The 25,051-nt window shown below is 64.3% G+C and carries 22 protein-coding genes and 2 pseudogenes; 11 read left to right on the forward strand and 13 right to left on the reverse strand.

The annotated features are described in order from the left end of the window. The first annotated feature begins 248 nt into the window (after window positions 1-248). From ACVIN2_RS24455 to ACVIN2_RS24475, 5 genes and pseudogenes are all read left to right on the forward strand, one after another. Complete coding sequence (locus ACVIN2_RS24455; protein WP_456767518.1) at window positions 249-2,039, forward strand: peptide ABC transporter substrate-binding protein; 1,791 nt, start codon at window positions 249-251, stop codon at window positions 2,037-2,039. Between the two features lie 28 nt (window positions 2,040-2,067). After that, window positions 2,068-3,027 (forward strand): ABC transporter permease, encoded by a 960-nt coding sequence (locus tag ACVIN2_RS24460; protein ID WP_106941042.1) that lies wholly within the window; start codon window positions 2,068-2,070, stop codon window positions 3,025-3,027. Then, window positions 2,993-3,911, forward strand: a pseudogene (locus ACVIN2_RS24465) (ABC transporter permease). Before ACVIN2_RS24460 ends, ACVIN2_RS24465 begins: the two are co-directional and overlap by 35 nt. Further along, window positions 3,911-4,906, forward strand: a complete 996-nt coding sequence (locus ACVIN2_RS24470) for an ABC transporter ATP-binding protein (RefSeq protein ID WP_456767519.1) — start codon at window positions 3,911-3,913, stop codon at window positions 4,904-4,906. Before ACVIN2_RS24465 ends, ACVIN2_RS24470 begins: the two are co-directional and overlap by 1 nt. Continuing rightward, window positions 4,903-5,871, forward strand: coding sequence for an ABC transporter ATP-binding protein (locus ACVIN2_RS24475; protein ID WP_456767520.1), 969 nt, complete (start codon window positions 4,903-4,905; stop codon window positions 5,869-5,871). Before ACVIN2_RS24470 ends, ACVIN2_RS24475 begins: the two co-directional genes overlap by 4 nt. A 24-nt stretch (window positions 5,872-5,895) precedes the next feature. Here the strand turns inward: ACVIN2_RS24475 and ACVIN2_RS24480 are convergent, their stop codons facing one another. The 3 genes from ACVIN2_RS24480 to ACVIN2_RS24490 form a co-directional block, all read right to left on the reverse strand. Further along, a complete protein-coding gene (locus ACVIN2_RS24480) occupies window positions 5,896-6,543 on the reverse strand; it encodes an HAD family hydrolase (protein ID WP_456767521.1) in 648 nt (215 codons plus the stop codon). A 65-nt stretch (window positions 6,544-6,608) separates the two neighbouring features. Further along, a complete protein-coding gene (locus ACVIN2_RS24485) occupies window positions 6,609-8,513 on the reverse strand; it encodes a diguanylate cyclase domain-containing protein (protein ID WP_456767522.1) in 1,905 nt (634 codons plus the stop codon). Between the two features lie 168 nt (window positions 8,514-8,681). Beyond that, window positions 8,682-8,903: a dodecin gene (locus tag ACVIN2_RS24490; protein ID WP_456767523.1), complete on the reverse strand. Its 222-nt coding sequence runs from the start codon at window positions 8,901-8,903 to the stop codon at window positions 8,682-8,684. Window positions 8,904-9,200: 297 nt separating this feature from the next. Here ACVIN2_RS24490 and ACVIN2_RS24495 point away from each other — a divergent pair, with 297 nt between their 5' ends. Continuing rightward, window positions 9,201-10,202 carry a glycoside hydrolase family 16 protein gene (locus ACVIN2_RS24495; RefSeq protein WP_456767524.1) on the forward strand — a complete coding sequence of 334 codons (1,002 nt, stop codon included), beginning with the start codon at window positions 9,201-9,203 and terminating at the stop codon, window positions 10,200-10,202. Window positions 10,203-10,276: 74 nt separating this feature from the next. On the opposite strand, the gene ACVIN2_RS24500 is transcribed toward ACVIN2_RS24495, so the two are convergent. The 8 genes from ACVIN2_RS24500 to ACVIN2_RS24535 form a co-directional block, all read right to left on the reverse strand. Then, entirely contained in the window at window positions 10,277-10,834 is a 558-nt protein-coding gene (locus ACVIN2_RS24500; protein WP_007597381.1) for an HNH endonuclease, read from the reverse strand. 213 nt (window positions 10,835-11,047) lie between these two features. Continuing rightward, window positions 11,048-12,025: a peptidyl-alpha-hydroxyglycine alpha-amidating lyase family protein gene (locus ACVIN2_RS24505; protein WP_456767525.1), complete on the reverse strand. Its 978-nt coding sequence runs from the start codon at window positions 12,023-12,025 to the stop codon at window positions 11,048-11,050. Window positions 12,026-12,160: 135 nt separating this feature from the next. After that, window positions 12,161-13,930, reverse strand: coding sequence for a flavin-containing monooxygenase (locus ACVIN2_RS24510; RefSeq protein ID WP_456767526.1), 1,770 nt, complete (start codon window positions 13,928-13,930; stop codon window positions 12,161-12,163). 252 nt (window positions 13,931-14,182) lie between these two features. Then, the gene (locus ACVIN2_RS24515) at window positions 14,183-14,812 is read right to left on the reverse strand and encodes a hypothetical protein (RefSeq protein ID WP_456767527.1); all 630 of its coding nucleotides are present in this window, start codon (window positions 14,810-14,812) and stop codon (window positions 14,183-14,185) included. 12 nt (window positions 14,813-14,824) lie between these two features. After that, complete coding sequence (locus tag ACVIN2_RS24520; RefSeq protein WP_027514171.1) at window positions 14,825-15,145, reverse strand: PepSY domain-containing protein; 321 nt, start codon at window positions 15,143-15,145, stop codon at window positions 14,825-14,827. Window positions 15,146-15,368: 223 nt separating this feature from the next. After that, window positions 15,369-16,877: an acyl-CoA synthetase gene (locus ACVIN2_RS24525; RefSeq protein ID WP_456767528.1), complete on the reverse strand. Its 1,509-nt coding sequence runs from the start codon at window positions 16,875-16,877 to the stop codon at window positions 15,369-15,371. A gap of 22 nt (window positions 16,878-16,899) precedes the next feature. After that, entirely contained in the window at window positions 16,900-18,084 is a 1,185-nt protein-coding gene (locus ACVIN2_RS24530) for an ABC transporter substrate-binding protein (protein ID WP_456767529.1), read from the reverse strand. Window positions 18,085-18,117: 33 nt separating this feature from the next. Next, complete coding sequence (locus ACVIN2_RS24535; protein WP_456767530.1) at window positions 18,118-19,092, reverse strand: NAD(P)H-dependent flavin oxidoreductase; 975 nt, start codon at window positions 19,090-19,092, stop codon at window positions 18,118-18,120. Window positions 19,093-19,270: 178 nt separating this feature from the next. Here ACVIN2_RS24535 and ACVIN2_RS24540 point away from each other — a divergent pair. Continuing rightward, window positions 19,271-20,159: pseudogene (locus ACVIN2_RS24540) on the forward strand (LysR family transcriptional regulator). Here ACVIN2_RS24540 and ACVIN2_RS24545 read toward each other — a convergent pair. Then, window positions 20,156-20,809 carry a DNA-3-methyladenine glycosylase family protein gene (locus ACVIN2_RS24545; RefSeq protein ID WP_456767531.1) on the reverse strand — a complete coding sequence of 218 codons (654 nt, stop codon included), beginning with the start codon at window positions 20,807-20,809 and terminating at the stop codon, window positions 20,156-20,158. The pseudogene ACVIN2_RS24540 and the gene ACVIN2_RS24545 overlap by 4 nt on opposite strands. 161 nt (window positions 20,810-20,970) lie before the next feature. Between ACVIN2_RS24545 and gluQRS the strand changes: the two genes are divergently transcribed. Next, on the forward strand, window positions 20,971-21,843 hold the full coding sequence (gene gluQRS / locus ACVIN2_RS24550; protein WP_456767532.1) for a tRNA glutamyl-Q(34) synthetase GluQRS: 873 nt from the start codon (window positions 20,971-20,973) through the stop codon (window positions 21,841-21,843). A gap of 104 nt (window positions 21,844-21,947) precedes the next feature. Beyond that, entirely contained in the window at window positions 21,948-23,249 is a 1,302-nt protein-coding gene (locus tag ACVIN2_RS24555; RefSeq protein WP_456767533.1) for an ATP-binding protein, read from the forward strand. Here ACVIN2_RS24555 and ACVIN2_RS24560 read toward each other — a convergent pair. Next, window positions 23,176-24,069: a YihY/virulence factor BrkB family protein gene (locus tag ACVIN2_RS24560; RefSeq protein WP_456767534.1), complete on the reverse strand. Its 894-nt coding sequence runs from the start codon at window positions 24,067-24,069 to the stop codon at window positions 23,176-23,178. The two genes, ACVIN2_RS24555 and ACVIN2_RS24560, sit on opposite strands and share 74 nt — an antisense overlap. 173 nt (window positions 24,070-24,242) lie before the next feature. Between ACVIN2_RS24560 and ACVIN2_RS24565 the strand changes: the two genes are divergently transcribed. Both ACVIN2_RS24565 and ACVIN2_RS24570 read left to right on the forward strand, forming a co-directional pair. After that, window positions 24,243-24,437, forward strand: coding sequence for a twin transmembrane helix small protein (locus ACVIN2_RS24565; RefSeq protein ID WP_027514161.1), 195 nt, complete (start codon window positions 24,243-24,245; stop codon window positions 24,435-24,437). A gap of 1 nt (window position 24,438) precedes the next feature. After that, complete coding sequence (locus tag ACVIN2_RS24570; protein WP_456767535.1) at window positions 24,439-25,008, forward strand: cob(I)yrinic acid a,c-diamide adenosyltransferase; 570 nt, start codon at window positions 24,439-24,441, stop codon at window positions 25,006-25,008. Window positions 25,009-25,051 lie beyond the last annotated feature (43 nt).

A 25,051-nucleotide genomic window follows, 5' to 3' on the forward strand; every position in this document is an offset into this window, starting at 1 on the left:
TACTTCGTCTGATGAGGCGATCAAATTTTCTGCAGTGCAGCGCGGAATTTAGCGTGTTTTGATGCTGGATTGCCGAACGGATGGGCTGCGGAATATGGTTTTGCCCAACAGACAGTCAGAAGACCGTTTGCATACACACGGTCGCAGTTGACGCGCACCCCATTCGGTGTGCCATCTACCGCCAGCCAAGCCCGGTGGTTGCCTCGCGCGACCGCCTGCATCCATACGGGAACCAGACGGGGACAACCATGCTGGACAAAGAACTGCGTTCGATGATCGGTGACGTGAAGGACGGGCGGATGGATCGCCGCGGCTTCATTCAGCGCCTGGCTGCCGTGGGTCTCACTGCGCCTTTGGCGAACCAGATCCTCGCGCTTGGCGGCGTCGCGATGGCCGAGGGCGTCTCGACCTACAAGCCGACCAAGCGCGGCGGTGGTGGTGCGCTCAAGCTGCTGTGGTGGCAGGGGCCGACCCTGCTCAATCCGCATTTTGCCACCGGCACCAAAGACCAGGACGGCGCGCGCCTGTTCTACGAGCCGCTCGCCTGTTGGGATCCCGACGGCAATATGAAGCTGGTTCTGGCCGCCGAAATTCCCTCGATCCAGAACGGCGGCCTCGCCGCTGACGGCAAGTCGGTGACCTGGAAGCTCAAGCCCGGCGTCAAATGGCACGACGGCACGCCGTTCACAGCCGACGACGTCGTCTTCAACTGGGAATATGCCAAGGATCCGGCGACCTCCGCGCTGACCATCGCGACGCTCCGCGACATCACCGTCGAGAAGGTGGACGACCTTACGGTCCGCATCCTCTTCAACAAGCCGACGCCGTTCTGGGCCGACGCTTTTGTCGGGGCCCCCAATACCATCATCCCGAAACATCTGTTCAAGGACTATATGGGGTCCAAGTCGCGGGAGGCGCCGACCAACCTCTCGCCGGTCGGCACCGGCCCCTACAAGTTCGTCGAGTTCAAGCCGGGCGATCTTGTCCGCGGCGTGATCAATCCCGATTATCACATGGCGAACCGGCCCTATTTCGATTCGATCGAGATGAAGGGCGGCGGCGACGCCGTCTCTGCCGCGCGCGCGGTGATCCAGACCGGCGAATATGATTTCGGCTGGAACATTCAGGTCGAGGACGACGTGCTGCTGCGCCTGGAGAAGGGCGGCAAGGGAAAGACCGTCTACGCCGTCGGCGGCGACACCGAATTCATCGCACTGAACTTCACCGATCCCAACACCGAGGTCGATGGCGAACGCTCCTCGATGAAGACCAAGCACCCGCTGTTTTCCGATCCGGCGGTCCGCAAGGCGCTCTCGCTGCTGATCGATCGCGAGTCGGTCAAGAAGGCGATCTACGGCCGCGCCGGCCGCACCACCGCCAACTTCCTCAATGGGCCCGAAAAATTCGTGTCCAAGAACACCTCGTGGGAGTTCAGCGTGGAGAAGGCCTCGAAGATCCTCGACGACGCCGGCTGGAAGCCGGGCGCCGACGGCATCCGCGAGAAGGACGGCAAGAAGCTGAAGCTCCTCTACCAGACCGCGATCAACGGGCCGCGCCAGAAGACGCAGGCCATCGTCAAGCAGGCCTGCCAGAAGGCGGGCATCGACGTCGAGCTGAAATCGGTCGTCGCCTCCGTGTTCTTCTCCTCCGACGTCGGCAATCCGGATACCTATTCCAAGTTCTACGCCGACATGGAGATGTTCCAGATCCCGCTGAGCCAGCCCGATCCGTCGCAACACATGCGGCGCTATCTTTCGAATCTCGTCGCGACCAAGGAAAATAAGTGGCAGGGCACCAACTTCCCGCGCTGGGTCAACAAGGAGTACGACGCGACCATTCTGGCCGCGGATGGCGAGATGGATCCGGTCAAGCGCGCGGCGTTCTACATCAAGGCCAATGATCTCATGTACCAGGACATCGTTTTCATCCCGGTGCAGCACCGCCTGAAGGTCGAGGCAGCCGCCAACAATCTGCGCCCGGTCGTTTCTGGCTGGGCCAACGAGACCGACAATTTGTTCGACTGGTACCGCGAAGAATGATCACGCACGCCTAGAGCGGTCCTTCTTCATGAGCCAGTATGTCCTGCGTCGCCTCCTGATCGCGATTCCGAGCCTGCTCGGAATCTCGCTCGTGCTGTTCGTCGTGCTCGCACTAGCCCCGGGCGATCCCTTCTCGGAGCTGGCCACCAATCCGAACGTGCCGCCCGAAGTCGCTCTCGCGCTTCGGGCGAAGTTCGGCCTCGACGATCCGATCTACCTTCGTTACCTGCACTGGCTCAACGCCATGTTGCACGGCGACTGGGGTTTCTCCTTCGTCAGCCGGATGAACGTCGACACGCTCATCCTCCAGCGACTGCCAACGACGCTCTACGTGATCGGTTCGGCCCAGATTCTGGCGCTCCTGATCGCGATCCCGGTCGGGGTCTACGCCGCGACGAAACCTTATTCGCTGTTCGACCAGGTCGCCAACACGCTCGCCTTTGTCGGCTTCTCGCTGCCAACCTTCTTCACCGGCATCCTGTTCATCCTGATCTTCTCGGTCACGCTGGACTGGCTGCCTTTCGTCTACACGACCGACATCAAGGGCACCGGTATTCACTGGCTGGCGGAGACGATCCGTCAGGCGATCATGCCGGTGGCGGTGCTCGGCCTGTTCCAGGCTGCGTCGATGACGCGTTTCGTGCGCTCGGCGATGCTCGACGTGATCCGGCTGGACTATGTCACCACCGCGCGCGCCAAGGGCATCGGCCAGCGGCGGGTGATCATCAAGCATGTGATGCGTAACGCGATGATCCCGGTCGTCACGCTGATTGCGTTGCAAATCCCGGCGGTATTCGGCGGCGCCATTGTCACCGAGCAGATTTTCCGCATCCCCGGCATCGGCTCGCTGCTGATCTCCTCCATCCTTTCCAACGACACGCCGGTGGTGATGGCCGTCACCTTCGTCTTCGCGTGCCTGGTCGTGCTGTTCAATCTCATCGCGGACGTTCTTTATGGCTGGCTTGACCCTCGCATCTCCCTCCGCTGAGCGGCGCGTCTACTCGCCCTGGCGCGAGACGTGGCGGCGCTATAGCCGCCACAAGCTTGCCGTGGTCAGCGCGTTCCTGCTCCTCGTTCTGATCCTGGCGGTGGTGGTCGGCCCCTTTATCTGGCGGGTCAAGATCGACGACATCGATATCGTGGCGGGCATGCAGGGGCCGTCGCTGGCCCATCCCTTTGGCACCGACGATCTCGGGCAGGATATCCTTGCTCGCATGATCTATGGCGGGCGCATCTCGCTCGCGGTCGGTCTCGCCGCGATGCTGGTCTCGGTCTTTGTCGGGGTGCTGATCGGCGCGCTCGCAGGCATGTCGCGCGGCGCGCTCGGCCATGGGCTGATGTGGCTCACCGATCTCTTTCTGTCGCTGCCGCAATTGCCCCTGCTGCTGCTGCTGATCTATCTCTTCCGCGACGGGCTGAAGGCCGCTTTCGGCCCCGAGGGCGGCATTTTCATCCTGATCGTGCTCGTGATCGGTGGCTTGCGGTGGATGCCGGTCGCCCGCCTCGTCCGCGCCCAGTTCCTGTCGATCCGCGAGAAGGAATTCGTCGAAGCCGCGCGCGCGCTCGGGGCAAGCCCGGTGCGGCAGGTGGTGCGCCATATCCTGCCCAATGCGCTGGGTCCGGTGATCATCGCCGGCACCATCGACGTCGCCGCAGCCATCATCGCGGAATCTACGCTGTCCTTCCTCGGCCTCGGCTTCCCTCCGGATACGCCGACCTGGGGCCGGCTGCTCTATGATGCCAAAGGACTTTCTCGACATCGGCCCGCACTGGGCGCTGTTTCCGGGCGGCGCGATCTTCATCGCAGTGGTCGCCATCAACTTCATCGGCGACGGCCTTCGTGACGCGCTCGATGCGCGGCGGGTGATCTGATGGCGCCGTTGCTCGAGATCAGGGGACTGAAAACCCACTTCTCCACCGACGACGGCATCCTCCAGGCCGTCGACGGTGTCGACATCTCCATCAACCGGGGCGAGACGCTCTGCGTCGTCGGCGAATCCGGCTGCGGCAAGACCGTCACCGCGATGTCGATCCTGAAGCTGATCGCGATGCCGCCGGGCCGCATCGCGGCGGGCGAGATCATCTTCGAAGGCCGCGATCTCGTGCCGCTGACGAGCAGTCAGCTCGACGAGATCCGCGCCAAGGAGATCGGCTTCATCTTCCAGGAGCCGATGACCTCGCTCAATCCGGTGCTCACCATCGGCGAGCAGATCGCCGAAAGCCTGCGCCGCCATGAGAACGTCACCAGGAAACAGGCGCTCGAGCGCACCATCGAGATGCTCAAGCTGGTGCAGATACCCAACGCCGAAGGCCGCGTGCACAACTATCCGCATCAGTTCTCCGGCGGCATGCGCCAGCGCGTGATGATCGCGATGGCGCTCGCCTGCAAGCCGAAGTTGATCATCGCCGATGAGCCGACGACGGCTCTCGACGTCACCATTCAGGCGCAGATCCTCGACCTGCTCCAGGACATGAAGGAACGCTTCGGCATGGCGGTGATGCTGATCACCCATGCCATGGGTGTCGTCGCCGAGACCGCGCAACGCGTCGTCGTGATGTATGCCGGCAAGGTGGTGGAGGAGGCGCCTGTCGACGACCTCTTCGGCAATCCCGGCCATCCCTATACCCAGGGACTGATCCGCTCGATCCCGCGCATCGATCTCGCCAGCGAGCACAAGCTGCGGCTGGAGGCGATCGGCGGCTCGGTACCGATCCTGATCAATCCGCCGGTCGGCTGCCGCTTCGCTCCGCGCTGCCGCCACGCCATGAGCGTCTGCACCGAGAGGGAGCCGCTGCTGCGCGAGATCGCGCCTGGCCACCGCATGGCCTGTCATCTGGGCGATACGCAGTTGGGAGGCGCAGCATGACCGAGCCCTTGCTCCGCGTCAGCGGCCTGAAGAAATATTTCCCCGTGCATGGCGGACTGTTGTCGCGACAGGTCGGCAGCGTTTATGCGGTGGACGGGGTCTCGTTCTCCGTCAACCGCGGCGAGACGCTAGGTCTCGTCGGCGAATCCGGCTGCGGCAAGTCGACGACGGGACGCTGCGTGCTGCGCCTGATCGAGCCGACCGATGGCGAGGTCGTGTTCGACGGCCAGGACGTCGGCCAGCTTGGCGGTACCGATTTGCGCGCGATGCGGCGGAACATGCAGCTCGTGTTCCAGGACCCGTTCGCCTCGCTCAATCCGCGGATGACGGTCGGCGCCATCCTCGGCGAGGCGCTGATCATCCATAGGCTCGGCTCATCAGCCAAGGAGCGCGAGGATCGCGTCGCGAGCCTGCTGGTGAAGGTCGGTCTCAAGGCCGAGCACATGCGGCGCTATCCGCATGAGTTCTCCGGCGGCCAGCGCCAGCGCATCGTGATCGCGCGCGCGCTCGCGGTCGAGCCGAAGCTGATCGTCTGCGACGAACCGGTGTCCGCGCTCGACGTCTCGATCCAGGCGCAAGTCATCAACTTGCTGGAAGATCTCCAGGCCGAGCTGAACCTCACCTATCTCTTCGTCGCGCACGATTTGTCGGTGGTCGAGCACATCTCCGACCGCGTCGCGGTCATGTATCTTGGCCGTATCGTCGAGCTCGCCAAGGCGAGCGACCTCTACCGCAATCCGCAGCATCCCTACACGAGGGCGCTGTTATCAGCGGTGCCGGTGCCCGATCCCAAGCTCAAGCGCGAGCGCATCCGCCTCAAGGGCGACGTTCCGAGCCCGATGAAGCCGCCGTCGGGCTGCCACTTCCACACCCGCTGTCCTATCGCCCAGCCGCGTTGCGCGGAAAGCGCACCGGAGCTGAAGGAGGGAGCGGGCGGGCACTTTGTGGCGTGCCATCTCGCCTGACGCCGGGGAAAGCGGAGCGCCCATTCATGCGTGAAGCAAGCCGTGCTCCGAAAGGGCCTGCCTGAAAGTCTCAACCGAGGTGTGGTGATGCGCGAACAGGCCCGCCTCTCGTGCGCCGGCGACATTGGCCATGAGATCGTCGACGAACAGGACGCTCTCCGGTTTGACGTCGAGCTCCGACAGACAGAGGCGGAAGCAGCGCGGGTCTGGCTTCGCCGTCTTGAACCGGGCCGAGGCGTAGATCCGCGCGCCGAACAGCGGCGGCAATTCCGGCAGCAGCGCAGCGATATGGTCGGCGACTAGCGTGGTGTTGTTGGTCAGGACGGCAATGTCGACGGTTTGACGCAAGCTGCCGGCAATCTCCAGCATGGCATGATCGGCCTGCATTGACCGGCGTCGCGCCTCGATCCACTCGTCCAGTGACAGCGGATAGCCAATGCGGTCGCCGAAACCCCGCAAATAGTCCGCGGCATCGAGAGTGCCGGAATCGCCGAGCAACTCGAAGCCGCTGTCCCAGATCGCCTTGTGGACGGATTCGCTCGTGGTCCCCGCAAGCTTCGCCAGCCATGCGACACGCTTTGCCCTGTCGTAGTCGCAAAGGACATTGTCCATGTCGAAGAGGACGAGCTTGATTCTACCAGTCACAGCGGCACTCTCGGATGGGCCGAACATCCGGCCGTGATCCAAGCCATACCGCGCTGGAGCGCCGGCGACAAATCGGGCCAGCGGTCGATCCGTCACGCGCTCCTGGCGGGCCAGGGAACGACCTGTCCCGACATCACCAGCCGGTCACGGCCGTTGTCCTTGGCGGCGTAGAGCGCGCGGTCGGCGGCGGCGACCAGCGTGCTGCAGTCCGTCGTGGTTTGGGATGGAAGGCTCGTCGCGCCGCCGACGCTTGCAGTCACCAGGCGGGAAGGGGGACTTTGCGCGTGCAGCATGGCCAGATCGTGCAGGGCCTTGCGAATCCCATCGCCGACCTCGGCGCAGCCCTCGGGACCGGTGTTCGGCAACAGCACGGCGAATTCTTCGCCACCATAGCGTGCCGCGAGATCGGCCGGGCGCTTGGTGTGCGCGGACAGGATTCGGGCCAGCGCGCGCAGGCATCCGTCACCGGCCAGATGGCCGTATTGGTCGTTGAATTTCTTGAAATGATCGACATCGATCAGCAGGAGCGAGAGCTGCGTGCCGTCGCGCCTTGCGCGCGCCCATTCGTCTGCGAGACGCTCGTCGAAAGCGCGCCGGTTGGCGAGGCCGGTGAGGCCGTCGGTCGTTGCAAGCGAGGCGAGCTTGTCCTGAAGATCCTTTTGCTCGGTCATGTCGCGCACCACCGCGACGACGCCGTCGATCTCGCCGCTGTCCGACGCCAGGGTCACGTGCAACGCCGCCTCCGCCCAGATCTCGCCCTTGTCGCGATGACGCTGGCGATAGACGAACCGCGTCTCCTCGGCCTCGCCATTCTTCAGCGCGGCGATAGCCTGCTCGACCCGCTCCATGTCGTCGGCGTGAATGCCGGCCAGGGCCGAGGTGGACAGCAGTTCGTCGGAGGACCAGCCCGTGATGCGCACGCACGAGGGGGAAACGTAGAGCAGCCGGTTGTCCAGCCCGATCCGGGTCACCATGTCGCTGGATTGCTCGGCCAACAGGCGGAAGTTTGCTTCGCTGACGACAAGGGCCTGGGCCATGCGCTGCCGCTGCACGAGCTGACGGACCAGGTAAAAGCCGATCACCGCGATCAGCAGCACGAGGCCGAGGACGAAGATGGTGCGCGCAGCCGCGGCTTGCCGCCAGGGCGCCAGCACGTCGTCCCGCGACTTGCTCGCCAGCACCATCAGGGGATAGCGGCTGCTGCGTTGGTAATAGCTGAGCCGCTGGACGCCATCGAGTGGCGACTTGAAATAGTAGACTGCCGCGGCGGGACGACTTTCCCATCCCTTGAACAAGGGCGCATTGGACAGGTCGCGTCCGACAAAGGCGCCGCTGTCGTCGCGGCTGCGCGCCAGCATGATGCCGCTATCGTTGAGCAGCGATGCCGAGCCGTTGGTACCGATGTCAAACCGCTCGTAGAACTTGACGAAATAGCTGACGTCGATCGTGAGCAGGGCAACGCCGGCGAAGCCGCCGTCGGCATCGTTGATCCGGCGGGACGCGGTGACGACCCATTGGCCCCCGGCTCGACTCTTCACGGGCGGTCCGATCAACGTGCCCATCTCGGGCGAGTCGCGATGACGCTGGAAATATCCGCGGTCGCTGTTGTTGAGCTTGGAGAAGTCGAGCCGCTCGGTCGTGGCAAGCCACTGCCCGGTCGCGTCATAAACGAAGATGCCGCGGATGCGGTCCGATGATTTCCGTGTCGGCAGATAGGCCTGAAGCTTGGTAATCGTGTCCGGACCCGTGCCGTCGATCTCGAGCCGATGGACTAACCCGACGAGGATCGTATCAACGAGTTCGAAGGTGTCGTCCGCGTGCTGGATCAGCGAATGCGCCAGATTGGCGACGTCGATCTCGGCGTTCTTGAGATCGGCATTGCGTGTTTCCCATTCACGCCAGCCGCTCAAGCCGAGGATGGCGAAGCAGGTCAGGATGACGAAACCCGCTGCCCAGAGCGGAAGGCGCGTCTTTCCGAGTTCGCGGCCCGTGGTCATCAGGCTTGCTCCATTTCGGTGCAAACCTCTCACTTTGGCCTTAACGGCCTGTTGCAACATCCGCGCGGATTGTGCGCTTCCGGTTGGAACAATCCTCGGCAATGGACAGGCTATTGTCGAGCTAATCAGGCTGGCCCCGGGCGTCGGCTTCGCCCGGCGTTTTGTGCCTTACTCATCCAGCGTGAAGCCGACCCGCAGCGTCACCTGGTAGTGGCGCACGGCACCGTTCTCGATATGGCCGCGCGTTTGCACCACCTCGAACCATTTCATCTCGCGAACGGTCTTGGCGGCCCGGCTGACCGCGTTCTTGATCGCCTCCTCGATCGATGTCTCGGACGAACCGACCAGTTCCAGAATCTTGTAGACGTGATCCGTCTCGCTTGTGGCCATGACTATTCTCCCCTTGTGCTGTGGCGGGGCCGGATATGTCCGTCGCGGACAACCGGCGTCCGCGCGACATCCGGCCTCGACTCTGAACGGATGCCGGCGCTTCGAGTTCCGTCCCCGAGGGAGACCCGCCGGTCGCCTGCCGCGCGCGGTGCTCCATTTTTTATAAGTGCACGAAAATCCGGATGGTGTGGGCGGGTGGCGCTCCCGAATTGGCGCGCGGTCGCGGGCCCGCTCTTGCCCGTCCCGATATGGGCGAGCTAACTTCAGCTCTTCCTCTGGCATCTTCGAAGAGCGGTCATGATCGCGCGTTGGACGAGGGGCGCTCTGGCTGCGATCGGTCTCTGCGTAGTGCCTGCGCCGGCCATCGCGCAGGACGATCTCGACGGTGCCTCGGTGAGCATGTCGCTGCAGGTGACGACCGATCCCTCCACCATCGAGTGCCGTCGGCTGGAAACGGTCAATCCGGCCTCGCTGGTCTTCTTGCCGCTACGCCGGACCTTCAACGAGGATTTTGACGAGCATCCGCTGGCGAACGGACGCTGGGTGCCGCATTACGCTGGCGGTGCGGCCTGGCCGGAGGCGCGCTATTGGGGCGGCGACGGCTCCGACTTCAAGCGCAAGACCAGCGCCAATGGCGAGCAACAGATCTATGTCGATCCGCGCTACGCCGGGCGCACGGCGGCGCCGCTCGGGCTCGATCCCTTCAAGGTCAAGGACGGCGTGCTGTCGATCGTCGCCAGCCGCACGCCACCGGAATTGAAACCGGTGTTGTTCGACAACGAGTACATCTCCGGGATACTGACGACCCAGGGCACGTTCGCGCAGAAGCACGGCTATTTCGAGATCCGCGCCAAGGTGCCGGTCGGGCACGCGGTATGGCCGGCGTTCTGGATGCTGGCGGATGACGGCGGCTGGCCGCCGGAGGTCGACGTGCTGGAAGGCCGCGGCGAAAAGCCGGGTGATCTCGTGATGACGACGCATTGGCGGATTCCCTCGACCCAGAAGATCCAGTCCTGCGGCTTCGACTTCGCTGTCGGCGACGCTTCGAGCGCATTCCACACTTACGGTGTGCTGTGGGAGGAGGATCGCCTGGTCTATTTCATCGACCGCAGGCCGGTGTCCGACATCAAGGTGCCGATCGGTTTCGACGATCCCATGTACATGATCGTCAATCTCGCGATCGGATCGAAATTCTTTCTCGGCGTCGGTCCGGTCGACGCGGAGTCGCCGCCTACCGTCGCATTCGAGATCGACCGGATTTCCGTCTATCAGATCGACCTGGAGCAAGCGCGAAGATAGCGAAGCTCGCTGATCTCTCCCGGCGTTGAGCGGTGCAAGTCCACGATGGACTGCCGAGGGCCTGCATGCCGACGCTACGGATCCAGCTCCGTATCCCAGTAGAGATAGTCCAGCCAGCTGTCGTGCAGATAGTTCGGCGGGAACAGCCGGCCGTTGCGGTGGAGCTGGTGCACGGTCGGCGCGAACGCGTGCTGGCGTGGAAACATCTTGGCCTGCACCGGCGTCAGATTGCCCTTGCGCAGATTGCAGGGCGAGCAAGCGGCGACCACGTTCTCCCAGGTGGTCTGGCCGCCTTTGCTGCGCGGGATAATGTGGTCGAAGGTAAGGTCTTCGGGCGAGCCGCAATATTGGCAGGCGAAACGATCGCGCAGGAAGACGTTGAATCGGGTGAAGGCAGGGTGCGTGGTCGGCTTGACGAAGGATTTGAGCGAGACGACGCTCGGCAGCTGCATTTGCAGCGTGGGACTATGGACCGCCTGATCGTAATGCGCGACGATGTTGACGCGGTCGAGGAATACCGCCTTGATCGCGTCCTGCCACGACCACAAAGACAGTGGGTAGTAACTCAGCGGCCGGAAGTCCGCGTTCAGCACCAACACCGGCCAATGGCCTTGCGAGACATGTGCGTTCAAGTAACGCTCCTGGCCTCCAATGTACGCTGCGAAGCAGCACGTAACTGACATACTACATGCAGCGTGACGGGATTGTGAAGCCCGTTGAGCGACTTATTCCGGCGCAAGCAATGCGGCCAGGGGGTGGCAAAGCGCGCAAAACGCCGTGATTTCCAGGTCCGAGGCGCTGGGGCAGCGTCGTGCTGACAGCGCGACGTGGATGTGCCGAGGCAGCTACTCCCGCACCCGCTCCAGCTTCTGTAGACATCGCGTCGCGCGCACCGCGGCTGGCATCTCCTCATCCGGAAAGCTGGTTTTCCAGTCGGTGACCCCGACCTCGCCGACATAGATGTCGCCCCTGGAATCCAGTGCAATGCCGTGCGGCGCCAGGAATTTTCCGCTCGCAACGCCCGGGCCTGCCTCGCCGCCGAGCCGCGCGATGCGGTTGCCCTTGGCGTCCACGATCGACAACCGCGGGCCGAGATTGGGCACTTTGCGGTTGACGGCCAGGCCAGGACCGAGTTCCCCGATGACGAAGGTCGGGCTCTTAGCCCCACCGCAGCAGCATAGCGCACAAGGGCGGTGCAGATTGTTCCACTGCGTCTCGTACTTGCCGTTGCCGTCGAATACCTGCACGCGGTGGTTCTCGCGGTCGGCGACATAGACAAAGCCGTCGGCATCGGTGGCGATGTTGTGCACGATGTTGAACTGGCCGGGATCGGTGCCGGGCTCGCCCCAGCTTGTCATCAGTTTGCCGCCGGGCGTGAACTTGTGCACGCGCGCATTGCCATAGCCGTCGGAGACGTAGATTTCGCCCTTCGGCGACAGTGCAGTGTGGGTACAGCGGTGGAACGGATCGCCGCTCATGAACGGCGACGGTTTCTCGGGGATGCCGATCGTCAGCAGCACCTTGCCGTCGGTGGTGCACTTGCGCACGGTGTGGTCGCCGTCATCGGTGCAATAGAGATTGTCGTCGGCATCGATGTGCAGGCCGTGAGCGCGCGAGAACAGGCCTTCGCCCCAACTCCGGAGAAAATTGCCCTCGCGGTCCAGCACGACCATCGGATGGGCACCACGGTTGAAGACGTAGACGCGGTCCTTGCTGTCGACCGCGACCGACGCGACGTCGGTGAGCTGCCATCCGTCCGGCAGCTTTGCGAAGTTCTCAACGACGCGGTAGCGGTGCTCGCCGGTGCCGAGAATGGCTGGCATGGGTGTTCTCCTCTTATTCGTATCGGCGATGCGCGATCGTCTCCACACTGTCATTGCGAGCGCAGCGAAGCAATCCAGACTGTCTCCGCGGAAAGACACTGGATTGCTTCGCTGCGCTCGCAATGACGAGGAGACTCAAATCGCGCCCACCTCCAAAATCCCTTCCTCGATCGCCTTGATCTGGAGCGCGAGATATTTCGAGTTGATCCGGCATTGCGCGAGGCTGCCGGCGATGAACCAGAGGCCGGGCTGCCCAGTGCGCACATACATGTTGCGCAGCTCGAGGCCGTCGCCAAAACCCCAGACCGGGCCGACCCGGTCGGCGACGGCCTCGCCGAACAGTTTCCGCACCAAATATTCCTGCGTCTTGTAACCGGTCGAGAGCACGATCAGATCGGCGGCAATAGTCGTACCGTCCTTCATCCGGGCGCCCTCGGTGACGAAGCTCTCGATGTCGGAAAACTGCCTGAGCTTGATCTCACCCTCGACGATGAGGTTGGAGCAGCCGACGTTGAAATAATAGCCGCCGCCACGGGTGAGATATTTGAACTGCCAGCCGGTGCCGGCCTCGCCGAAATCGAGCTTGAAGCCGACGCGCCGCAATCCGTCGAGCAGCTCCTTGTCGAGGTCCTTCGACTGCTCCGTCAGCATCACATGGGTCTTCTTCGCCAGCGGCGTCGGCATCGAGGTCGCGATCAGATCGTTGTCCTCGAGCGTGCCCTCATTGTAGGTCGCATAAGCGAGCTGTGCCGGCGGCTCGATATTGGTGACGAGCGTAGGTGAACGCTGCACCAGCGTCACGTCGGCGCCACTGGAGTGAAGATCCTGCGCGATGTCGTGACCGCTATTGCCGGTGCCGATGACGATGGCGCGCTTGCCGGTCCAGTGTTCGCCGTCCTCGTAGCGGCTCGAATGGAGCAGCGTGCCCTTGAAGTTATCGAGGGTCGGGATGAAAGGCACATTGGCGATGCCGCTGACACCGGTCGCCATCACCACATGGCGCGGGTGCATGATGCGTTTGCCACCGTCAGCACGTCGCAACGTGACGGTCCAATTGCCCTTGGCATCGTCGTAGGCGCCGCCTTCGAATTCGGTGCCGGTCCAGAAGTTCAGCTCCATCGCCTCGACATAAGCTTCGAACCAGTTGGCGAGTTTGTCCTTGGGAATATAGGTCGGCCAGCTCGGCGGAAACGGCATGTAGGGCAAATGATTGACCTGCACCTGGTTGTGCAGGGTCAGCGCGTGGTAGCGCTTGCGCCAATTGTCCCCGATCCGTGTCTCGCGATCGACGATCAGGGTGTCGATCTTCAACTGCTTCAGCCGCGCGGCAATCGCGAGCCCCGCCTGGCCGCCGCCGACCACCAGCACGGCGGGGTCGCGATCGGCGTAGTCGCGCGAGGCGTTGCGCAGGTCGAGCCAGTTCGGTCCACGGAAGTCGCGCGAATAGGCCTGGCCGCGCGGCCGCGAGGTGCCGAGCTGCTCCTCGAAGCCCTTGAGCTCGTCGAGCGCGGTGAGGAGCGTCCACGCTTTCAGGCGGTCGCCGTCGGCGACGTCGGGCACAAGCCTGACGATGCCGCTGCCGCGCCCCAGTGCGGTTTCGAAATTGAAGATCACTTCGATCGTGTTGGTCCCGGCGCGGGTCACCCAGCGCGGTGGCGCCCGGTTCGGCGCGATCTTGAAGCTGCCCGGCGCGACCCGTGCGGCGAGCGTTGTCAGCTCCTGCTTGATCGAGTCGCCGCCGGCGATCGTTTGCAGGTTCCAGCTGAGTGCCAGCACGTCGCGCCAATAGCTGTCGGCAAGGAAAAGACGATCCAACCCAGCGCCATCGGGTGCGCCAAGCGTGCGCTCAAATTCGTCGAGCCAGGTTTGCGCGGATGCGGCAATATCCTTCGTCCTGTCCAGCATGCGCGACCTCGTGCCGTCTTCGCGGCGTTTCCTCTAGGGTCGAACGCTATACTGTTTCGCAGCCGGCCAATAGCCGATTACCCGAGCAGTGAGAACATGTGCCCCTGCTTCAGCGGAATGCGCCCGTTGAGAGAGACCTGCGGCACCCTCATGGTGTTCGAGGAGGGCACGCGAAAAAGGCTCCACCTTGGTGGAGCCTCCCTCGCGCTCTTGGCATTCACAGCCGCTCGCGTAGCGGCGAGCGAAACATCCCTACCTACCCCGCACCCCAGTGCCGTACAGCTCGCGCTCACGGCCGACATCGTCAGGCGACAAGGGCGGGCTTGCGGCATCGAAGCCGTTCCAGCCGGACTTCTGCCAGGCGGTGCTGCGTTCCTGCAGGTTCACGGCCTTCTCGTGCAAAAGGGCATCGAGACGTGTGCGGTCCTGGTCGGGTACCCGCGCCGATACCAGCGTTCCGCCGCGACGGACGCCTTCCGCGTAGCGCGACGCATCGTCCTTGGAGACGCCGGCTTCGGTCAGCGCGCCAACGATGCCGCCCGTCGCGGCGCCGGCCGCGGCACCAACTGCGGTCGAAGCCAGCCATCCGGCGGCAACCACCGGTCCGAGTCCCGGAATAGCCAGCAAGCCGAGTCCTGCAAGCAGGCCCGCCGCGCTGCCGAGGCCAGCGCCGATCCCGGCGCCCGTGCCGGCACCTTCGGCGCGATCGTCGACGCCGTCGCGATCGCGGTCGACCTTCCCGGTGGAGGAGCCGTACCAATTATCGGAATTGTTCGCGACGATGCTGATGTCGGAGTGCGGCACGCCCGCGGCCTCCAGACGCCTGACCGCACGTTCCGCATCCGAATAGGTGTCATAAAGTCGAGAAATGGTGGTGGTCATGTTTTATCCTCCTTACTTGGCGGGGTTCACGTTGCCCTGGAAATCGACGCTCACGTCCGCCTTGGTCCCGGCCTTGTCGGCCTTGCCGCGCCAGACGCCGTTGTCGTCCTTTTGCAAGCCGGAAACATTGGAATAGCCGGCGCCCTCGATCTTCGACTTCGCCTGTCCCTCGGTGAAGCTGTTGCGGCCTGCGACGGGTGCGTTGGAGTTGTTGTGATCAGAGCTGTTGACGGCGTTGTTGCCCGGGCCGCTTTGTGCCTTTTGCGACTGCGCGCTTACGGGCATTGATCCGAGCAGCAGGACAGCCGCAGCGAGCGAAATTAGACGTGACATAGTTTATCCTCCGGCAGTGATTGTGCCGGTCGACAACAGACGAGATTCGAATTGGTTGCGGTTGCTCGGAAATCGAAGCGCGTGGATTCAACCATCGCGAATTCTCAAGACTCCAGGAACGATTGCCGCTCTTTCCCGTTTATGCAGACTGCACTTTTGCCTGAGAAGTTCGTATTTCGAAAAGCTCGGCTGCATCGATCATGGGCCAAAGTGAGCTCCCGGCTCACGTCGCCCAATAGGACTCCCGCAGCTTGCGCTTGAAGATCTTTCCCGTGGCCTCGCGCGGCAGAGCGTCGCGGAATTCGACGTCCTTGGGCACCTTGAAATTGGCAAGCCGCTCGCGCAGGAACGATCGGACGGCGTCGGCCGAGAGCTCGGCATCCGGTTCAGGCTCGACAAAGGCGCACAGCCGCTCGCCGAATTCCGCGTCCGGGATGCCGAACACGGCACAGTCGCGCACGCCGGGCATTCCGATCAGCACGTTCTCGATCTCGGCGGGATAGATGTTGACGCCGCCGGAGATCACCATGTCGCGCTTGCGATCGCACAGGAACAGATAGCCGTCCTCGTCGAGGTAACCGACGTCGCCGACGCTGACGAGGCCGTCACGGCCGGCCTCGGCCCTTGCCTGCGATCTGCCGTGATAGTCGAAATCGGGCACTGCCGTCTGGCGCATGTAGATTTCGCCGACTTCGTTGGCACCGCACGGGCTGCCGTCATCGCGGAAGATCCTGACGATGCCGCCTTCGATGGCGCGGCCGACCGTGCCGGGCTTCTTCAGTGCTTCCTCGGCCGAATGCCACACCGGGATCCCGGTCTCCGTGGAGCCGAAATATTCGTTGATCACCGGTCCCCACCAGTCGATCATCGCGCGCTTGACGTCTGGCGGGCAGGGCGCGGCGCCGTGCACGACGAAACGCAGCGACGACAGGTCGTAGCGCTGCCTGACCGCTTCGGGCAACCGCAGCAGCCGGACGAACATGGTCGGTACCATGTGAATATGCGTGACGCGGTGGCGCTCGATCAGCGCCAGCAGCTCCTCCGCATCGAACCGCGCCTGGAGAATGATGGTGCAAGCGCTGCGGAACGCCAGCATGCCGTAGGAATGCGGCGCCGAGTGATACATCGGCCCGTTGATCAGCACGATTTGGTTGTCCCGCGGCTTGATGCCATAGGCGATCCCGCCTACGCGTTCGGAAGCGGCCGCCTGTTCGGGCTGCATCGGCATGCGCCGAACGCCCTTCGGCATGCCCGTGGTGCCCGATGTATAGATCATCGCTGCGGCCCGCCGCGGCGGCTCCTGCGCTTGCGGATGGTCGTCGCGCCAGCGGTCCCAATCGGTCAGTCCCACCGGGATCTCGGTCAGCTCTCGAGGGATCGGGAAGGTCGCTGCGAGTTCGGGCGGGGTCGCGACGACCAGGACAAGGACATCCGCCGGTATGCCGTCGCGGATCTGCGGCAGCAAATCGGCATGGCAGACCAGGATCTTCGCCCCGCTGTCGGCCAGGATGTAACGGACCTCCTCGGCCTTCAAATGCCAGTTGATCGGCACCACCGGACTTCCCAGCGCGGCCGAGGCCGCAACCACCTCGAACAGTGCGAAATCGTTGCGCAGCATCATCGCGACCGGCGCGGCCTCGGCCAGCCCCAAGGCGCGGAAGCCGCTCATCGCCCGCCTGATCCGGGCCCGGATGTCGTCATAGCTGATCTGGCGTTCGCCGCTGATGATCATGGCGTCCCCTCATTCCGCTCGTCTAGCGATCATCCAGCACGTCGCCGAAGCCGACCCAGCTCTTGCCATTGAAGCGCCGGAGCTGAAGCTGCTGGAACGGCAGATAGTCGTCGGGGCCGGTCGTAACAGCCATTCCCGGCAGCAGCAGCGGCAGCTTCACATCCTTCAAGGAGGCCGCCTGGCGCATGATGTTATCGCGGCTGATATCATCCTTGCACGCCTTCAGCACCGTCATCAGCAGCGTGGCATAGTGATAGCCCGCGGCGTAGTTGGAGTTGGAGAGATCCGCGGTCGGCATGTAGCGCTTCATGAAGGCGAAGTATTCCTTCACGCCGGGATCGTCGGCCCATTGCGGATCCATCGTGTCCTTCTGGTTGCTCGACGAGATCAGGCCGACCGCGTTGTCGAGCCCCGCCGGTTCCAGGAAAGAGATCGAGGAGGCCGAGGTCGGCACGAAAAACAGCTCCGGCTTCCAGCCGATCTCGGCCACGCCCTTGACCATCTGCGAGGTGAACTTGCCGAGCACGACGCCGAACAGAACGTTGGCGCCGGAGGCCTTCAAGGTCGAGAGCTGCGAGCTGATCGTCGGCGCGCTGGTCTCGTAGCTCGCTTCCGCGATGATCATGCTTGCGGCCTTGGGCCCGAGCGCACGCTTGAACCCCGCGACATAGTCGCGGCCGAAATCGTCGTTCTGCGACAAGATCGCGATCTTGGCATCGGGCTTGGTCTGCAAAATATACTTGGCATAGACCACGCCCTCGGATTCGTAGGCCGCCATGCCCGGCATCGTCCACGGATTCTTCTGTGGTTCGGCCCATTTGGTGGCGCCGGAGAGCACGAATAGCTGCGGCACTTTCTTGGCGTTGAGATAGCGCTGCACGGCGCTGTTGGTGGCGGTGCCGAGCGAGCCGAACATCATCAGCACCTCCTCTTGCTCCACCAGCTTGCGGGTCTGCTCGACGGTCTTCGGCGGCGAATAGGCGTCGTCCAGTGTGATGAACTTGACCTTGCGGCCGTTGATGCCGCCTTCGGCATTGACCTTCTCGAAGAACGCTTCCTGCGTCCGTCCGATTGCGCCGAAGCCGGAGGCCGGACCGCTGTAGGGCAGGGTTTGCCCGATGCGGATCTCGTCGCTGCCTTCGGCATGGGCGCTGCCGCCAGCGAGCGTCAGCAACGACATGCCGATCAGTGCGGCTGCCAGCTTCATGGTGTCCTCCCGTTTTATTGTCGGTCCGAGACGTCAGGCGCTGACGCGCATCAGGAAATCCTGTCGGGCCTGGTCGAATTCCTGTTTCATCCGATCGACGAGCTCGGCGACCGGCGGTGCATCGGCGATCTGGCCGATACCCTGTCCCGAGCCCCAGATGTCTCGCCACGCCTTGGACTTCATGTTGCCACCGGAGCCGAAGTTCATCTTGGTCTTGTCGGCGGCCGGCAGATTGGCCGGATCGAGCCCGGCCGCGGCGATCGAAGGGCCGAGATAGTTGCCGTGCACGCCGGTGAAGAGGTTGGTGTAGACGATGTCGTGGGCGGCGTGCTGCGTCAGCGCCGACTTGTAGGCTTCGTCAGCGTTGGCTTCCTTCGTCGCGATGAAGCGCGTGCCCATATAAGCGAGGTCGGCGCCCAGCGTCAGCGCGGAGGCGATTGCGAAGCCGTCGCTGATCGCGCCCGACAGCAGGATCGCGCCGTCGAACCATTGCTTGACCTCGCGTACCAGCGCGAAAGGCGAGAGCGTTCCTGCATGTCCTCCAGCGCCTGCGCAGACCAGGATCAGGCCGTCGACGCCTTGCTCGGCCGCCTTGCGCGCGTGCTTGACGTTGATGACGTCGTGGAACACGAGGCCGCCGTAGGAATGCGCGGCCTCGACGAGTTCGGCGGGCGGCCGCAGCGAGGTGATGATGATGGGCGCCCGGTGCTTCACACAGGTCTCCATGTCCTTCATCAGCCGGTCGTTGGAGGCGTGGCAGATCTGGTTGACGGCGTAGGGCGCGACCTTCTTGCCGGGATTGCGCGATTTGTATTCGCCGAGTTCGTCCTCGATGCGGCTCAGCCACTCGTCGAGCTTTTCCACCGGACGGGCATTGAGCGCCGGAAACGAGCCGACGATGCCGGCCTTGCACTGGGCGATCACCAGCTCGGGGCCGGAGACGAGGAAAAGCGGCGAGCCGACCACGGGCAGCTCGAGCGAATCCTTCAAGAGAGCGGGCAGCGCCATGATGTCCTCCCGGAAACGCGGCCCGCTGGCAGGCGGATGACGAGGCGTTTCCCTGTTTGATTTGTCGCGGGCGAGTTGCCGCCCATGTTTCATTTCACGCCATTATAGGGGTTGGAGTGCGGCCTCCCATCGTTCAATATTGAACAGATCACTATTCAGATTTGAACAGAGGCCGCGCATGGACTGGGACCTTTGCAAAACCTTCGTCGCGGTCGCCGATACCGGCAGCTTCACCGGCGCGGCGCGCCGGCTGCACAGCAGCCATCCCACCGTCAGCCGCAAGATCGCGGCGCTGGAAGCCCAGCTCGGCACTAGGCTGGTGGCGCGCGCCGCCGACGGCCTGGCGCTGACCGCGGATGGACGGACACTGCGCGAGCACGCCGAGGCGATGGCGGCGGCGGCGCTGCGGGCAGAGACGGCAGTCTCGGCGGGAGGGCATAAGGCGCGCGGTACCGTCAAGCTGTCGATCGGCGCGACGCTGGCCTCGCATTGGCTGATGCCGCGCCTGCCTGCTTTCCTTCGCGCGCATGATCACGTCCAGCTCGAGATCATCACCCATCCGTTTCCGGCCAGCGTGCGCCGACGCGAGGCGGACGTGGTGCTGCGGCCCTTTGACAGCGGCGAGGAAAATCTGGTTGGCCGCAAGGTCGGCCGCCTCGGCACGGGATTCTACGCCTCGCGGGAGTACGCGCGGCGGGCGGTCCTTGCCGGAACGGCGCGGCGAGTGGAAGGGGCATAGCGTCATCGGTTTCGCCGATCAGACCTCCAATGCCCAGCTTGCGCGCTGGAGCGACGTCGTCACGCGTCAGGCCAGGGTGGTGATGCGCTGCTCGTCCCAGGGCGACATGCTGGCGGCGGTCCGCGCCGGACTCGGAATTTCCGCCCTGTCGTGCTTTGTCGCCGAAAGCTATCCCGATCTCGTGCGCGTCGCGCCGCAGAAGCTCGCCAGCGTGGCGGACCTGTGGCTGCTCGCCCATCCCGACCTCGTCGAGCTGCCGGCGGTGCGGGCCGTGGTCGACTTCGTCGCCGATTGCGCCCGGACCGATCGCGTCAGGTTGCGGGGCTAAACTGGTCCCGCGATGACGCCTTCGCGTTTTTTCACCGCGCGATAATAGCTCCACCATAGATGCGCCGCCGCGCCGCGCAGGGGTCGCCAGGGTTCGGCGAGCGGCGCCATCTGCTTCTCCGTCGGCCGCGCCTGCAAGCCGAGCCCGATGCGGATGCCTTCCTGCACGGCAAGGTCGCCGGCCGGCCAGGCGTCGCCATGGCCCAGGCAAAACAGCAGATAGACGTCTGCGGTCCACGGTCCGATGCCGGGCAGTGCGATCAGCGTGTGATGCGCGGCATCGGCGTCTTCTTCTGCGAGCACGTCGAGGTTCAGCCGCTGTGCCGTGATCTCGCGCGCGAGATGTTTCAGCGTCTTGATCTTGGCGGCGGACAGGCCGAGCCGCCCCAATCGGTCGGTGCGAGCGCGTCGCACCGCGTCATGGTCGAACGGATCGAAGGCAGCCGACAGCCGTCCCCAGATCGCCGCGGCGCTCGCGGTCGAGAGCTGTTGCCCGCAGACGATGTGGGCAAGCCCCGCAAAGCCCGGCTCGCGCCGCCGCAATGCCGGCATGCCGGCCGTCGCCAGTACGGGCTTCAGGCGCGGATCACGCTTGACCAGCACGTGGACGGCCTCTTCGAGATCGGATTGGGTTTCGAGGTGGATGGTCATGGCTTGCTCAACTTGTCATGCGCGGGCTTGACCGCGTACCGAATATCTTACTCGGTCATTCCGGGGCGAGCCCGGAATCTCGAGATTCCGGGTTCGGTCCTGCGAACCGCCCCGGAATGACAACCGTGACGGTGAAGCCCGGCCATGATGAGTTCCGAAGCATGTCGCCACCCGTTTTCCGATTTGCTCCCAGTCCGAACGGCTACCTGCACCTCGGCCACGCCTATTCAGCGCTGTTGAATTCCGATCGCGCGCGAGAGACTGGCGGGCGGTTGCTGCTCCGCATTGAGGACATCGACGCGACGCGTTGCCGGCCGGAATATGAGACCGTGATCTGCGAAGACCTCGCCTGGCTCGGCATCGCCTGGGAGACGCCGGTCCGGCGGCAGTCGGAGCATCTCGACGCGTATCGGACGGCGCTGGACAGGCTCTCGGCGCTCGGCCTGGTCTATCCCGCCTTCGAAAGCCGCGCCGAGATCGCAAGGCAGGTTGCGGCGCGTGAGGCGGATGGGCCGTGGCCGCGCGATCCCGACGGCGCGCCGCTCTATCCCGGCGACGCCGGATCGCTGTCCGCCGACGAGCGAGACCGCCTCATCGACACCGGTGCGCCTTATGCGCTTCGGCTCGACATGGCGGCCGCCTGCCGCCGCGCCGCCGGCCTGAGTTGGAACGAACTGGGCGAGGGGCCCGATGGTGAGCGTGGTGTCGTTCCGGCGCGGCCAGAAGCCTGGGGCGATGTCATTGTGGCCCGCAAGGAGACGCCGACCAGTTACCATCTGTCCGTCGTTGTCGACGATGCGCTCCAGGACATCAGCGAGATCGTGCGGGGCCAAGACCTGTTCCACGCCACTTCGGTCCACCGTTTGCTCCAGGTTCTGCTCCGCCTGCCGGAACCCGTCTACCGCCACCATGGGCTAGTTCGCGACCAGGGTGGCCGGAAACTGTCGAAATCAACCAGCTCGACCGGCCTTCGTGAACTGCGCGCTGCCGGCGCCACGCCGGCCGGTATCCGCCAGTTGGTGGGATTAGATTAAGTTTCTCTGGGGGTTAGCCAAACGCCGCCGTGACTCCGGGTGTTCCGCCGTGCCATGCTCACCTGACGGCCCGGGGTTCGAAGGGGATACTTCGAAGGGGAGTTATGGCGGCGAAAACGCGCGCAGCGCGCACTACGGGGACGTCCAAGCGAGTGGCTCGGAAGCGCTCCGGGCCGACTGCCCGGTTGCGCAAGCGCAGCACCAAGCGGGTCGAGCCGGACGTCGTCCAGGCCGCGCTTGCCGCCTTTGCCCATGAGGTCCGCACCCCCCTGACCGGCATTCTCGCGATCAGCGACCTGCTCGCGACGTCGGATCTCGGGGAACGGGAAAGACGCTGGGCCGACACGATCAAGGCCGGCGCCGAGCATCTGGCGAACCTTGCCACCCTGTTCGTCGATGCCGCCCGAAGTGGCAAGGGGACCGGAAAGACGGTCGGGGGTGGAAGCTCGCTGCGGCAGGATTTGTTCGACCTGCGGACGCTCGCCCGCAACGCCGGCGATTCGCTGGCCGGTCGCGCCGCGGCCAAGGGTCTCCAGGCCGAGGTCAATATCTCGGAGAAACTGCCGGGGCTGGTGGTCGGTGATCCCGTCCGCCTGCGCGCCGCGCTCGAGAACCTGATCGACAATGCCGTGAAGTTCACCGAGCACGGCGGCGTGGCGCTCACGGTCGCGCCTTGGCATTCCGCCAAGAGCAAGAGCAACACCAAGAGCAAAGGCAAAGCAAAGAACAAAGGCAGCGTCGGTGTCGCCTTCGCGGTGTCCGACAGCGGCATCGGCCTCACCATGGCCGAGATCAAGCGGCTGTTCCGGCCGTTTACCCAGGCCAATGTCACCATTGCCTCGCGCTTCGGCGGCGCCGGCCTGGGCCTGTCCTCGGTGAAGCAGTTGGCGCGCGCGATGGGCGGCGATATCACGGTCGCCCCTCGGCCCGGCGGCGGCGCCACCTTTACGTTGACGGTGTCGGTGGATGCCACGGGATCGGGCAAGTCCCGCAAGTCGAAGGGCGAAGCCGAGATGGATGCGGTCCCGGCGCTGCGCTTGCTCAGCGTCGAGGACAATCCGTTCGGCCGCGTCGTGCTCAACACCATCCTGACCGAGCTCGGCCATCATGCCGAGTTCATCGGGCGCGGCGAGGACGCGGTGAACCGGCTCGCGCAGGGCGCCTTCGACGCGGTGCTGATGGATATGGTGCTGCCGGGCATCAATGGCGTCGAGGCGATCAGGCGGATCCGCACCATGGCGACGCCGCTGGCTCAAATCCCCATCATCGGGGTGTCAGGTCGCGGCGAAGACGAAGTCGCCTCACGCGAGGCCGGCGCCGACGCCTTTCTGGTCAAGCCTGTGTCTCCGCGGGCGCTAGCGACTGCGCTGCTTGCAGCGACACGCCGTGAGGAAGCCGCGACTTGATGATCGCGGCGTTGAGCTCGCCGCCGAAAACGAAGATCGCCGCGATGAAGTACAGGAACACCAGCGCGATGATCACCGAGGCGAGCCCCGCATACATCGTCACGTAATTGTTGGCGAAGCGCGCCAGATATTGCCCGAACACGATGCCTGATACCAGCGACGCCACGATGGTGAAGACGATGCCGGGCAGGATCTGGAGGAACCGGCGCCGTCCCGCCGGCAGCCAAGTATGCAGGATCATCAGCGCCACCACGAGCGCGCCGACGGTGATGCCGTAGCGCAGCCAGGTGAGGATCCTCTCGTTGGATTCAACGAAGAGCGGGATGTGCGCGCGCGCGGCCTCGATGAGCAGCGGCCCGAGCACGATCAGGAATGCCATGGCGAGCGCGGTGAAGGCCGCAATCAGCGTGTAGGCGATCGATTCCAGCCGTAGAAAGTACCAGGGCCGCATCTCCACGACCGCATAGGCGCGGTTGAGTGCGACCCGCAGCGCCTCGACGCCGTTGGAGGCGAAGTAGACCGACAGCACCGCACCGATGGTGAATAGGCCGGTGCGGGTCGTGGTCAGCACGTCGTGGACTTCCCCCGAGATCGAATCCGCGACCTGCTTGGGCCAGACCTGAAGCATCAGGCTTGCAGCCTGGTCGGCGAGTTCCTTGGAGCCGAAGAAGCCGGCGAGCGAGGTCAGCACGATCAGGAACGGGAACAGCGCCATCAGCGTCGACAGCGCGATATGGCTCGCGATCGCCCAGCCGTCATCGGCGAGGAACGTGTAGAACGCGTCCATTACGACAAGGTAGATGGTGCGGATTGCCTTCACGCGCCACCTACACCGCTGGCGCCGCTTGCTCGCCCCGCTTGCGGGGAGAGACGAAGAAGGCGGGCAATTCGCGCAAATCGGAAATCATCCAGCTAGCTTCTGATATTATTGGCTTAAAAGCCAGATCGGGAACGCCATGGCGGACCGGCGCGGAGGGTGTTATTTACCCTTGAATGGCATCTCTCCTGAGTACTTTCATCCTGCCGATCGCAGTCGGCGCCGTGGCGTTGGTGCTGCTGCTCGGTCTCATCAACATGATGCGCGGCGGCTCGCCCAACACCTCGCAGAAGCTGATGCGCTGGCGCGTGCTGCTTCAGTTCGTGGCGATCGTCATCGCGATGGTCGCCGTGTGGGCGATGGGGCGTTAACATGGTCGTGCTCAACCGCATCTATACGAAAACCGGTGACGACGGCACGACAGCGCTCGGCTCGGGCGAGCGCCGGCCGAAATACGATCTGCGCATCGAGGCCTATGGCACGGTCGACGAGACCAATGCCGCGATCGGCGTCGTCCGTCTGTACACAAAGGATGCGCCGGAGCTCGACGCAATGCTCGGGCGCATTCAGAACGATCTGTTCGACCTCGGCGCGGACCTCGCGGTGCCCGAACGTGAGGGCAAGGCGGAGCGGCTGCGGGTGGTCGCGAGCCAGGTCGAGCGGCTCGAGCGCGACATCGACGCGCTCAACGACAAGCTGGCGCCCCTGACCTCCTTCGTGCTTCCGGGCGGAACGCCGGCCGCTGCCACCCTCCATGTCGCCCGTACGATTTGCCGCAGGGCGGAACGCGTGATGGTGGAACTGGCGGCGCGGCCGGACGAGCCTGTGGGTACCGCTGGCATCCAGTATATGAACCGCCTGTCGGACTTCCTGTTCGTGGCGAGCCGCGCCGCCAATGACGGCGGCGGCGACGTGCTCTGGGTTCCGGGCCAGAATCGCTGACCCATTGGGCCGCGCATTTCTGGGCGCCAAAATTAGACCCCTT

Source organism: Bradyrhizobium sp. USDA 3650, assembly GCF_054057395.1.